Consider the following 11,833-nt stretch of genomic DNA (forward strand, 5'->3'; position numbering starts at 1 on the left):
TAGCGTTTAGCTTGCCGTCTTAATTTATCTTCAATCGATTTTTCGACTTTAACCAGACGTTTAATTCCATAACGAATGGTTTTATAACGTTCATTCTTACTGGTTAAAGGCACAAAAAGCTTCAATTGGGCTTTCTTTTGTACATTATAAATGGTAGGCCGACTGACCATAAAGCGTTTTGCCAAATCAGTGACCGTTATTTTTTCTTTATGATATAAGCGCCATATCTCATGTCTGTAATAAGGCGTTAGTTTTTTATGTATATTCAATACAGTACTGTATCAAATTACTGTAAACAATGCGGAAAATCCTCACATTGCTAGCTACTGAAGCCGATATTATTGATCTAGATAACAAATATTGGTCTTGTGCACAAGATAGATCAGTTGGTTTATTATAAAATTTGGTGACAGAATTAACTGTCACCTTTAACTATTAAATATACAAAATTTAGGATAGGTCTGGTGGCCTATCCAGTCTTTTCCTACAACTAATTAAAAACGCGATTAATAAGCTTATTAACAACTCCACCAACAATAACCGAGGTTACAAAACTAGCTAATACTCGCCCTTCTGTTTTTATTGATTTAAGATCTTCATCTTCTTCACACGCTTTTGCTATTTTATCTTGCGCAGTATATACTGCTGCTGTTGTTAAAAGAAGCCCAGAACCCACACTAATTAATTTAAAAATTGACATGTATAACTCCTTATTGTTTTATAGCTAAATAGATAAGCACAACTTTAATTAGAAAAATAAAAAACTTTTGTTAAAGATTTTTTCCCATTATTTTTTTAAGATCTATATTATTTTTTAATATATGATTCGTTATTTTTGCATCATTGTATTTTTTTCTTAAGGTTGCTATATATAAACAAGCTGGAATTGTTACACGATAAGCTGGTCCTGTAATATTAAATAGTAGCCATAAATGGTTTATTGCCAAACAAATAGATAATACTAATTCCTGATATCGCCTCGGATAAGGTCTTGGTAACATTACTGTCATTATATTTCCTGATTTAAAACCAAAATTGTTTAAAATGCTAAATATTAAATAATTTGAAATTAAAGAAGACGAAGTCATAAAATTTTGAATCCCCATCATTACCATGGATGGTGTAACTTTAGAATTAACATTACCCAATTCTGCTGCTATTTTTTTAAGGTCTTTTTGACTTATATTTTCTAATGATTGCTTGAGAAGTGAATTTAATAAAGCATCTTCAATTTTCTCAATAAAAAAAGATGATGGTTCATTCAATATTGTGTTAGTTTTATTGCATACATCTATTAATATTTCACGATAACATACCCCTTTACCTTGCCTTAATAGATTCATTCCTGAATTTGCACCAAATGTTTGAAGCTCTGCGGCTATAGATTTCCAATATAATTGATGGTTAGGATAATGTCGTTTATAACTTGCATCACTTGTTAATGTTTCGGTAAACCGAAGGGTATTATCCTTAGGATCAACAGTCAATATAGAAACCAATAATTCTAAATCTTCATTAGTACATTGTTTTAAAAAAACTAGGTCTGAATCATCTCTATAAATAGCCATTTATACTCCCCTTATTAATTATTAATTATTAATTATGATTACAACACTATAGCAATCAGAATTTCCTTCATAAGGAATTTAAGGTGTTTTCGTTCTAATTTTTTATTACTGGTTCATTTGTTATTTTGAATTCAAAATTTTGCATGCAATAGTGTTTATCTCGATAAACTCAGCCCAACTATATTTATTTTTATAATTGAGCTGATATTGTTTATCTACACGGCAGATATCTGGCCTTGTTTCATAAATGGTACATAATTTTGTTTGATGGTCATAATAGCGACATACCCCATTACCACTATCAAGAAATAGTGTTTCTTTCGAGCGATTAACATTGCAACAGCAAGCTCCACATTGATAACAAGGAAACGGGGGGGAATTACTCATAATGATTTTAACCATGAATTTACTGACTCAAGATTACCTGCTTCAAATGGTAATTTAATGCCACGACGAGTTACTTCCTCTTTTAACAGAAAGCTGCGTTCTAGTTCATTATTGGTCGTAGTAAGATGCAATGTAAATGACGCTAATTGTTGTGTATCCATATTGAACTCTAGCCTTGCCAACTCTTTTAAATAATTATCTAATTCAGCATTTACAGCTTTAAAAAAATCGAGAGTTCTTTCGTATTTATCTTTAAATTTATCCAAAAAAGCCCAAATTTTTTGAGGAAGAGTCCCTTTATCTAGATAGTGATTAAATGCTAATGTTAAAATACCAGTCGCTAGTGCACTACAAAATGCAGATAATTCGGTACCGAATGGAAAAGCAAATAATTGCGAACAGATACTATAAATAGCAGTACCACAAACAACTGAAATTCCAGCGCTAATAATTTTACTTACTTCTTTAACTAATTGACCTAAAGGTAATGAATTAGGGTTGCAAAAGATTAATTTTATAGCTGCCGTAATATGCCCCCACATTTCCCGAATCATTTTTCCAAGCATTTTTTGCGTAGTGAAAAATATGTTAGTAACAGTAGTGGTTACACTGGATAACGCACCACTGACAGCACCATCTTTGAAAGAATAAAAAAAATCTTTAAATTTTAATTTTATTCGTTCCCATATAGCATTAAATACATTGCTAACATCATTTAAAAAATTTTTTATAGAAAAGTTATATTTATTATTTGCATAAATAGAAGGAAATTGATCGCGTAGTTCAAACCATGCCTCAGCAAGAATAAGCCCTAGCATCTGTCTTGTTCCCATCTTAAAACCAGAAAGAGCTGATTGATAAGCGACATCTTTAGCAAACTTACTGCTAGTATAATAGGCTATATTGACAGTTCTCTCGTATTTAGCTCGTGCTTTTTTGTCTATTTCAAGCATTTTATTAAAGTTTGCTTCGGCTTTATTTTCTAACTTTTCTAATGATTTTTTTTCTTGATCTGTTAACGATTTTTTCTGTTTTAATATAGCTATTTCTTGACGAGTTTGAGTGAGTTCATTTTGAAGTTTGTTTACAAAGTCAGACATTGAACTTGCTTTCTTAGACTTATTTAATGTTTCATTAGTGAAATATAAATTGCTACTGTCATTAGCAAGGTCAGTTCCTGATAATTCAGCTAATATTCGACCTTGATCGTGATGTATTTCATTTGCAGCAATAACGTGATCTAAATTTTTTTTATCATGTTGAGCAAATATTTCCCCTGTGTAAGCATCTTTTAAGGTATTTGCTTGATGAGCGATTTTTCCTTGTCGATTTGTCTCAATATAATTGGCATGAGAATGATACTCATGTGAATCATATTTTGGATTTTGTTCCTTTCTTATTCTTTCTCTATCAGTTGCGTAAATGTTTTGTCGTGCATTATGAACGGTATCAACATCTCCACCTACATTATCTTTAAATAATAAAAAATCTAATCCAAATGAAGTTACCAAAGATTTGACAACAGTATTATGTAACTCTTCGCCCCAATCCATTTCCTGTTTCATCATTATTTTTAGTCCTCGTTAATATAATCAATAAAACAAAAGCCAAGTATTCTTGGCTTTTATCATTACATTTCCTGAGTAAAATCTTTATATTCTTTTTCTTTGTTAATTAATACATTATCTAATTCTTCTTGATTAAGAATATTGAATCCATCACTATCTTTTTCGACTTCAACAATACTATCTTCGGATACTGTTTTAATTTTAAAAAGTGGGGTTGTAATAATATCGGTCATAATAGCTGCCAATAAATAACCGTTATTAATAACTCTTAAGCTCTTTTCCGAATTATCGCTAATATCTTCTCCCCAACCAAGAACCACTATCTTTTGATGCAACTCTTTTAAAGCAGAAAAGTAATAATTAAAGGTCTGATTGATTTTTTCCAACGATGTATAAATTTTATCCACATAGTTATTTGTATTAGATAAATGTTTATCAATTAAATCCATTTTTGTTATTGCTGTGTCAGCTTCAGAACTTGATTTTTTTGCATTTTCTAATGCTTTTTCAGCGTGGTTTGCATACGCAAAACCAGCAATAGCAATCATTGGCGCAATGGCTGCAGCACCTAAAACCATTGCTCCACCAGCCATTCCCCAACCTCCAGCAGCAAGTGATCCACCTCCAATAGCGGCCATAGTGGCATTATATGCAGCTACGCCAGATAAAGCGGCAATAGGTGTTCCTGTTGAAGCAGCTGCAAAAGCCATCACTCCGCTATATACCGCAAAACTTGCAGCTGCTCCCGCTGCACCAGATGCTGCAACCGTACCTAAAAACCCCACTGTAGAAAAAGAATATTCTTCAATTTTATCCATCTTAACTTTAGGAACAGATAACTTAAGATCTTTATTGTCATTTTGTTTCAATTGTTTTAATAATTCGTCGGAAATTTTTTTAAATTCACCAAATGATTTACCAATATTAAGTTCTAATGTACCTAATCGCTCTAATTTCTGTTCTGAAACTTTGTTTAATACATCCAGTTCATCTTTTCGTTTGTTATATCGGCTTTTGGTTCTTTCCAAGATTTCATCAGCTTCTGATTTTAGTTGATAACCATCGTATGCTTTTTTGCCACCAACTGCTGCAGCGACTGCAGCTGCACCTGCAAGAATAATAGGTAATGCCATTGTTATTTCCTCGTTAAATTTATGTTAATTAAAATATATTATGTTTGTATCGCAATAAAACTAGGATGTGATCATCTTTGCTTGCTCTCCAAACCCCCTAACCCAAGCGTTTAACTCACGTTCACTAGATGTGGTGATAGTAAGAATAATTTCGCCATTTTCGATTTCTTCGATTTTTTGTTCATCGCACCAAATTCTTTCTTTAATATAACCAGCTGCTGATTTGGCAAATTGAATTGAAAAAGTACGAGGTTCATGTTCAGGTAAACCAAACATTGTTTTATTTTCAATTGGATCAGCTATTGATATAGAGGCTTTTTGATTAATAAAATCTAACTTTTGTATTCGGTGAATTGCCAAACAAGTACTGTGTTTTAATTCTGTCGCAACGTTATTTGAAATTGCGCCATAAACGTATAAGGCATGATTCATTGCAATTAATTTTCGCGGAACAAAATAGTGGTTTTTTCCTTGTTGATTACCGTTAGCAATGTAATGAATATGACAAAAAGTCTTATTTTCAATACATTTTAATAGGTCCTCAATAATGTTAACTTTCTCTGAATAATCAATTTTCCCTTTAGTAAAAAAAGCAATAGGTGTACTTGTTGCAAAGTGTTCTCTTGTATCTAACTCTAATAACAACATAGAAAGATGCAATAATGTTTGATCAATACGTTCACCAATCTCTGGTGGAATAAAGGGTTTGGACAATTCACGGCACAAACTTAGATATCGTAATTCCTGATAATTTAAACCTAGTGTATTTTTATGATTGATCTGCAAACTATACCAACGACGATTTTTTTCCTTGCCAGAGCAGAAACATTCAGGGAAAGATAACTCGATCTGTTCAGCTAGTCGTATTACTGTTTGAGCAGAACAGTTTAGTATTTCAGCTAAATCTGATTGATAATGCGGTTTATTATCTGATAGCAAAATGTGATACATTTTCAACAGTTTTTGTCCTGCACTAACATTTGAATCTTTCTTCCTACCCATCATCTATTTACCTATTGTAACCTTTTCCCTAATTAGAAATATTGCTTTATTTTTAATCAATTATTTTTACAGAATAATATAGCTTTTCTTAACTTAAAGTATTAACTGAATTTACAAATTAAACTTTATGCTTGATCTGAATAAAAATCCGATAACATTTACATTAATAATGTTATATTCTGATTACGCATTAAATTATCAGATTGTTTTTCCTATCTACGGAAAAAGAAATAAAAAGAATTATTTTTTTATTTAATTATTGATGAATAAGAGAAAATTGTCATATCGAAATTTTCGATCAATTAATGATCATTGATCGTTTATTTCGATCAATATTATTCAATTCTATCTTTTTTATGCTTATTTTGATGTAATTTCAGTAAAGATTAGTTAGCAAGTTTATTAAAAATAGCTGAACTCAGTTTTGATAAGACTTTAGACATAAAAAAACCAGCTTTAAGCTGGTGTTCTTTTAGTGACTTGGTGCCAGTGGTCGGACTCGAACCGACACGCTTTTAAGGGCGGCGGATTTTGAATCCGCTGCGTCTACCAATTTCGCCACACTGGCATTAAACGTGTAAATAAGTAAACGTTAGCATTATACTAAGCTTTACAATATCTGCAACAGGTATTATCGTAAAGCGTTTTGGTTGCCTAAAAAATCAACTACCACCTGCATTTCCAGGCAGGTAATTTTTTAAGGATTATATAAGCAGTTTGTTTAGCTACTGCATTATCAACATTGTGATTTTGAGCATATTGTAATGTAACTTCATGCCATTTTTCATCAAATGTTTTCATTGTGCCATCTTTATGAGCACAATGTTTACAATAGTTTTTAGACATATCGAGCAATGGATAATCAGCAATAGCAGTCATTGGCATGCCACATGCAATACACATTTTCATATTTTAAATTCCAATAATATTAAAAAAGGTGACTAAATAATTGCCATCTTTATATGTATAAAAATCCTACTCTGAGTTAAACAAGATTACAATATATATTAAAAATAGATAAATAGATTTAGAAATTAAGATCGAATTGAGGTGTTACTGGATTTAAGTCTTGTTGTTGTTGCTGTTTTGATAATAGATAACGGCGTTTTAATGCCCGTTGTTTACATAAACGCAAAACTTTTTGCTTTTGGCTATCACTCAAGGTTAACCAACTAAATCTTCTTCTCTTGAGCGATAACAAGCAATACAATAGCCTTGTTTATCAGTTACACAAACTCGTTTACACGGGCTTGGAATATCAAAAAATTCAATCTGATCCAATTTATTCCTCGTTTCCTAAGCAAAACGACATATTGACTAATGTTCTTTTAATCCTAACCCTTTACTTAATACTTTAAAACAGTCATCACAATCATGTGTAGCTGCATGAAGTAATGTTTGAGTCGGTGCGTGGATTAATTTATTGGTTAAGCGATGTGAAAACTCAGCAAAAACATCGTCAATGTTAGCGCCCTGCCTGATGGCATTTAAGGCTTTTATTTGTAACTCACGTTTGATACTTTCTGCATTACTACGATACTGCTTAACATAAGCAACTGCATGTCTAGTCTTAAGCCAATCAATGAAAAGTTCAGCTTGTTCTTGAATAAGATATTGCGCTTCTTTAGCGGCAATAGCTCTTTGTTCTAAATTACTTTCAACCGTTTTTTGTAAGTCATCAATAGTATAAAGATGCACATTATTGAGTTGACTAACCTCTTCCTCGACATCGCGAGGAACAGCTAAATCAATAAACAGCATTTTACGATGATTTCTAGCTCGTAAAGTGCGCTCAACCATGCCTTTACCTATAATAGGTAAAGGACTCGCTGTTGAGCTGATCACAATATCAACATCTTTAAGTCGATTAGCGATATCAGGTAATGAAATGATTTCTGCATCAATATCAACCGCAAGTTTTAATGCCTTTTCACGGGTTCGATTGGCAATAATAACTTGATTAAATCCATGCGGCTTTAAGTAACGTGAAATAAGCTCTATTGTTTCACCTGCGCCAACAAGCATAATATTTAAATTAAAGGTATCACTAAAAAGATGGCGAGCAACTAAACAAGCAGCATAAGCGACAGATGCTGTATTAGTGCCAATATTGGTTTCACTACGGACAATTTTCGCCACATGAAATACTTTTTGAAATAGTTTTTTTAATTGAACAGATAAGCAATTTTGTTCTTGAGCAAAACTATATGCTTGCTTAACTTGCCCTAGAATTTGTGGCTCACCAATGATCATAGAATCTAAACCACTTGCTACCGACATCAAATGTTCAACAGCTTGTTGACCGTCATACCAATAAAATGAATCTTGGTATAGATCAACATCAAGATGATGAAATTGTCCTAACCAACTTTCTACAGATTGTTTTAATCTTAGATAGTCAGTTTGATGCTCATAACTAAGATAAATTTCTGTTCTATTGCAGGTAGACAAAATAACACACCCATCAACTAAAGGATGTTGGTATAAGCTGTATAGTGCTTTATCGACAATCTCATTAGGAAAAGCAAGCCTTTCCCTTAAAGCAACTGGCGCTGTTTTATGATTAACACCAAAAATTGTAATAGACATTGCATCACTTCTTTTTTGAAGGTTATTAGATATATTATTTTATTAACAGTTCTTAAACTTCCATATTATACATAAAAAACAGTAAAGGTTCTTTTTCTTATTCAGTAAATTATCAGTTATAATACAGCACTTATTGACACAAACACTAACAACTAAGAGTTATTTTATGTCTAAAATCAAATATATATTTGTTTTCATATTACCTTTACTTATCACCGCTTGCCAAATAACAAAATCTCAAAACAACACTTCGATTGAACAGCAGTGGCAAATCCGCCAACAAAATCTAAAACAAATAAACACATTCCAAGTTAAAGGTAGTATAGCTTACATAAGTGATAAATCTCGTAATTATGGACGATTTTTAATAGCTCAACAATCAACTGATAACTACCAAGTTAAATTAACCTCCCCCATTGGTAGCAATATTTTAACATTAAACGCCGAACCTAATTATGCCCAACTGGTTGATAAAGACGGTAGAAATTACCAAGATACCAATGTTGAAAATCTTATGAAAAAGATATCCAATGTAAATATTCCACTTAATTCTTTGCATAATTGGTTAAAAGGATTTTCAGACAACATCAATACTGACAAGTTAGATAGTTCAGGAAGATTACTTTCAACTGTCTTTATACAAAATAACAATAAATGGACATTAAAAATTCCAAGTTACTCTACTTATACTTATCAAAACAAAAAGATAGATTTACCTGCAACTATAGAGCTTACGCATGATGACGAAGTTGTTCGCTTAAAAATTAGTGACTGGATTTTACGATAAAGGATAATAGTATGAAACAGTGGTTATCACCTGCTAAATTAAATTTATTCCTTTATATCATTGGACGCCGTTCTGACAATTATCATAATTTGCAAACGTTATTTCAATTTATTGATTATTGCGACATCCTAATCTTTAATGTTCGTCAAGATAATAAAATTAACTTATTAACCGATTTTACAAATGTACCCGTTAATAAAAACTTAATTGTTGTTGCTGCTGAACAATTGAAATCCTATACCAACCGTAATGATTTAGGTGTAGATATTACAATTGATAAAAAAATTCCTATGGGTGGTGGATTAGGAGGAGCCTCATCTAATGCTGCAACAGTATTAGTAGCACTTAATCAGCTATGGCAACTTAATTTATCAACCGAAATACTAATGGATATAGGACGAAAAATTGGTGCCGATGTCCCTATTTTTATTTATGGTCATGCGGCTTTTGCCGAAGGAATTGGCGATCAATTTCACCCTGTAGATATTCCTGAATATTGGTATTTAGTCACTTGCCCTAATATTGAAATATCAACAGTCGAAATTTTTAATGATCCTGAGCTAACTCGCAATACGCCAGCTCAAAGCATTACTAATTTACTTTCATTGAAGTTTAACGAATTAAAAAATGATTGTGAGGAAGTAGTTAGGAAACGTTATCCAACAATAGATAAAATAATTACTTACCTTTCCCAATATGGTACAACTCGATTAACAGGAACTGGTGCATGTGTTTTTACCCAATGTGAATCAAAGCAACAAGCATTAGCCATTCAAGGCAAACTTAATGCAGCACTATCAGTTAATAGTTTTGTCGCAAAATCGTTAAACACCTCTCCTTTATTCACAAATTAAACAAAAACCTTAATCAACAATCATTAAATGGTTAAGGTTTTATTACGTCAATATTTATATATTAAATATAACCACATTTTGACAAAGATAGAATGTGGTAATCACCAATTATATTTATAAACCATAAAAACAGTAAAATAAAAATAGTTGTCGATTTTTCGGTTGCGATGCTTACTGTTTATTTAATATGCTAACCAGATTACAAAACCCAGTTATCAATTAACTAAAATTAAGATTTTAAAAATTATGCTTATTACCAATTTAGACAAAAGAAAACAATATTATCAGGCTTTACTTGCAAAAGACCAAGGCTATATTGGGATATTCTATGCTGGAGTTAAAACAACTTCGGTATTTTGTATTGCAACTTGTCGGGCAAAGAAACCAAAATATGAAAATGTAGAATTTTTTAGCACTTTCAAAGAAGCTCTTGATGCTGGATATCGTCCTTGTAAAATTTGCAAACCAACTGAAAATTCTAACGCAGCACCATCAGAAGTCATTAAAGCTATCGCATTAATTACCCAAAATCCTAAAACAAAAATATCCGATATGATATTAAAAGAGCATCAAATAAGCCCCGAAACGATCAGACGCTGGTTCAAAAAAAATTATGGTATTACCTTCCAAACCTATCAAAGGATGTATCGAATAAATAATGCCTTTCAAGAGCTTAAAATTGGTAAAAATGTCATTAATACCGCTTATGATACAGGATATGAGTCATTAAGTGGTTTTGGATACACTTATAAAAAAATAATGAAAAATGCCCCATCTCAAAATACTAATAACGAAATTATTTTGGTTAATCGCCTAACTACACCATTGGGACCAATGTTTATTTGCGCCACTAATCAAGGTATTTGCCTATTAGAATTCGTGGATCGTCGAATGTTAGAAACAGAATTTAAACAATTACAAACACAACTTAATACAAAAATTATTTTTGGAGAAAATAGCCATATTGTTCAAGCTAAAAATGAAATTGATGAATATTTTCAAGGAAGAAGAAAATATTTTGCAGTTAAATTACATACTCCTGGAACAGATTTTCAGCAAACTGTTTGGGACAGTTTAAAACAAATCCCTTATGGAAAACTAACTACCTATAAAGAGCAAGCAGAAAACATCAATAATCCACATGCTATTCGCGCAGTTGCAAGCGCAAATGGATTTAATCGAATTGCAATTATCATACCTTGCCACCGAGTCATTGGCTCAAATGGCGAATTAATGGGATATGGTGGAGGATTAGAACGAAAACGTTGGCTAATTGAACACGAAAAAAATATTCAGATAAAAACTAAAAGTATTCTCTCAACACAAATTAGACTAATACAAAATAAAGTTTTTTATTATCAAAAGTACGATTAATGTGTAATAGTCTTTACTTAATCTGACGTTTGAGTTATTTTATAACACAAAAAGGAGAGTCAGAAATGAATCAAACTGCCAAAATTATTAAACCTAAATTAGGACTTTTAGAATTAGCTAAACAACTCGGTAACGTTCAACAAGCTTGCAAAGTCATGGGATACAGTCGAGATAGCTATTATCGCTTTAAAAAACTGTATGAGCAAGGTGGTGAGCTTGCGCTTCAAGAAATCAGTCGTAAAAAGCCTATCGAAAAAAATCGGGTAGAGCCACATATAGAGCAAGCCGTTGTCAATATGGCTTATGAATATCCAACTTATGGGCAACATCGAGTTGCCAATCAACTCCGCCAAGAAGGCATCATGGTGTCAGGGAGTGGTGTACGCTCTATTTGGCTACGTCATGATTTAGAAAGTTTTAAAAAACGCTTAATAGCCCTAGAAACCAAAGTGGCACAAGAAGGATGTGTGCTCACGGAAAATCAATTACAGGCCCTTGAAAAAGCCAAAGCATCAAAAGAAGCGCATGGTGAAATTGAGACACATCATCCGGGTTATTTATGTGCACAAGA

Annotated in this window: 14 protein-coding genes, 1 tRNA gene and 1 pseudogene; 4 read left to right on the forward strand and 12 right to left on the reverse strand. The window is 32.1% G+C overall.

From position 1 onward, the window contains the following. The 12 genes and pseudogenes from A9G38_RS07275 to hemA all read right to left on the reverse strand — a co-directional run. Positions 1 to 269, reverse strand: a pseudogene (locus tag A9G38_RS07275) (HTH domain-containing protein); the annotation flags it as partial. A 221-nt stretch (positions 270 to 490) separates the two neighbouring features. After that, positions 491 to 700: a hypothetical protein gene (locus A9G38_RS07280; protein WP_034914571.1), complete on the reverse strand. Its 210-nt coding sequence runs from the start codon at positions 698 to 700 to the stop codon at positions 491 to 493. 70 nt (positions 701 to 770) lie between these two features. Beyond that, positions 771 to 1,568, reverse strand: a complete 798-nt coding sequence (locus A9G38_RS07285; protein WP_051634304.1) for a DUF3944 domain-containing protein — start codon at positions 1,566 to 1,568, stop codon at positions 771 to 773. 120 nt (positions 1,569 to 1,688) lie between these two features. Continuing rightward, positions 1,689 to 1,955, reverse strand: a complete 267-nt coding sequence (locus A9G38_RS07290) for a YkgJ family cysteine cluster protein (protein WP_034914588.1) — start codon at positions 1,953 to 1,955, stop codon at positions 1,689 to 1,691. Continuing rightward, entirely contained in the window at positions 1,952 to 3,523 is a 1,572-nt protein-coding gene (locus tag A9G38_RS07295; RefSeq protein ID WP_034914568.1) for an ATP--cob(I)alamin adenosyltransferase, read from the reverse strand. The genes A9G38_RS07290 and A9G38_RS07295 overlap by 4 nt, the downstream gene beginning before the upstream one ends. Positions 3,524 to 3,585: 62 nt before the next feature. Continuing rightward, complete coding sequence (locus tag A9G38_RS07300; RefSeq protein WP_034914564.1) at positions 3,586 to 4,656, reverse strand: hypothetical protein; 1,071 nt, start codon at positions 4,654 to 4,656, stop codon at positions 3,586 to 3,588. Positions 4,657 to 4,716: 60 nt separating this feature from the next. Continuing rightward, positions 4,717 to 5,661 carry a WYL domain-containing protein gene (locus tag A9G38_RS07305; protein WP_034914560.1) on the reverse strand — a complete coding sequence of 315 codons (945 nt, stop codon included), beginning with the start codon at positions 5,659 to 5,661 and terminating at the stop codon, positions 4,717 to 4,719. Positions 5,662 to 6,139: 478 nt separating this feature from the next. Beyond that, positions 6,140 to 6,226: transfer RNA gene (locus tag A9G38_RS07310), tRNA-Leu, on the reverse strand. A 98-nt stretch (positions 6,227 to 6,324) separates the two neighbouring features. Further along, positions 6,325 to 6,567 carry a zinc ribbon domain-containing protein gene (locus tag A9G38_RS07315; protein WP_034914555.1) on the reverse strand — a complete coding sequence of 81 codons (243 nt, stop codon included), beginning with the start codon at positions 6,565 to 6,567 and terminating at the stop codon, positions 6,325 to 6,327. A 118-nt stretch (positions 6,568 to 6,685) separates the two neighbouring features. Further along, on the reverse strand, positions 6,686 to 6,820 hold the full coding sequence (locus A9G38_RS12575; RefSeq protein WP_255307536.1) for a hypothetical protein: 135 nt from the start codon (positions 6,818 to 6,820) through the stop codon (positions 6,686 to 6,688). 2 nt (positions 6,821 to 6,822) lie between these two features. Further along, complete coding sequence (locus A9G38_RS12435; RefSeq protein WP_218056512.1) at positions 6,823 to 6,939, reverse strand: DUF1289 domain-containing protein; 117 nt, start codon at positions 6,937 to 6,939, stop codon at positions 6,823 to 6,825. 36 nt (positions 6,940 to 6,975) lie between these two features. Beyond that, a complete protein-coding gene (gene hemA / locus A9G38_RS07325; RefSeq protein ID WP_034914552.1) occupies positions 6,976 to 8,247 on the reverse strand; it encodes a glutamyl-tRNA reductase in 1,272 nt (423 codons plus the stop codon). Positions 8,248 to 8,413: 166 nt separating this feature from the next. Here hemA and lolB point away from each other — a divergent pair, with 166 nt between their 5' ends. The 4 genes from lolB to A9G38_RS07345 all read left to right on the forward strand — a co-directional run. Then, positions 8,414 to 9,034: a lipoprotein insertase outer membrane protein LolB gene (gene lolB, locus A9G38_RS07330; RefSeq protein WP_034914549.1), complete on the forward strand. Its 621-nt coding sequence runs from the start codon at positions 8,414 to 8,416 to the stop codon at positions 9,032 to 9,034. Positions 9,035 to 9,045: 11 nt separating this feature from the next. Then, a complete protein-coding gene (gene ispE, locus A9G38_RS07335; protein ID WP_034914547.1) occupies positions 9,046 to 9,888 on the forward strand; it encodes a 4-(cytidine 5'-diphospho)-2-C-methyl-D-erythritol kinase in 843 nt (280 codons plus the stop codon). Between the two features lie 246 nt (positions 9,889 to 10,134). After that, positions 10,135 to 11,262 carry a bifunctional transcriptional activator/DNA repair enzyme AdaA gene (locus A9G38_RS07340; protein WP_051634303.1) on the forward strand — a complete coding sequence of 376 codons (1,128 nt, stop codon included), beginning with the start codon at positions 10,135 to 10,137 and terminating at the stop codon, positions 11,260 to 11,262. A 65-nt stretch (positions 11,263 to 11,327) separates the two neighbouring features. After that, positions 11,328 to 11,833, forward strand: a 506-nt coding sequence (locus A9G38_RS07345; protein ID WP_141671724.1) for a helix-turn-helix domain-containing protein, incomplete at its 3' end; no start/stop codon positions are given.

Source organism: Gilliamella sp. Imp1-1 (genome assembly GCF_001690415.1).
GTDB lineage: Bacteria > Pseudomonadota > Gammaproteobacteria > Enterobacterales > Orbaceae > Gilliamella > Gilliamella bombi.